This window comes from Kitasatospora sp. SC0581, from assembly GCF_048159585.1.
Classification (GTDB): domain Bacteria; phylum Actinomycetota; class Actinomycetes; order Streptomycetales; family Streptomycetaceae; genus Kitasatospora.
The window spans coordinates 1-542 of record NZ_JBLRWA010000116.1 but is presented as its reverse complement, the minus strand read 5'-3'; the positions used below and the strand labels follow the sequence as shown (position 1 = coordinate 542).

Annotated in this window: 1 protein-coding gene; it reads left to right on the top strand. The window is 72.7% G+C overall.

Annotated features, from left to right (window positions below; translation table 11 throughout):
* Positions 1 to 64 precede the first annotated feature (64 nt).
* The coding region (locus tag ACLWS4_RS37350) for a hypothetical protein (RefSeq protein ID WP_416876474.1) at positions 65 to 542 on the top strand (478 nt) is incomplete at its 3' end.

Genomic DNA, 542 nt, shown 5'->3' with positions numbered 1-542 from the left:
GGAGGTCCCGCCCTCAACCCGGCCGGACCACGGCCGACCCCATCCCTACGAGGAGCGCCTCCCCGTGATGATCACCGACACCATCGACCGACTGCCCCCGGAAGGACGCCGACTACTCGCCGACATCGCCCACCTTCCGGCGCCGGACCTGGACGTGCACACCGTGGCCGCCTCCACCGCCACTCCCACCCGCGAGACCAGGAAACGGCTGGAAGAGCTCACGGCCCAGCACCTGCTGGAGCACACCGCAGACGTCGCCGCCCGCGGCCCGGTCTACACGATCCGCCCCGAGGTGGCCGACCGGGCCCCGGCTCTCAACGACAACCCCGGTGCCCGTACGGCCGTCCTCCAGCGCTACCTGGACTTCCTGACCACCACCGCCTACGAAGCCGCCCGGGTCCTCACCCCCCACCACCGCGCTCTGGAGCACACCAGCCGGCACGAACCCGCCGAGCCCGTCGGGTTCGCCGTCAACCACGTGGCGCTCGCCTGGCTGGAAGCGACGGCTCCCGCGCTGCTCCCGGCGATCACCGCCGCCACCA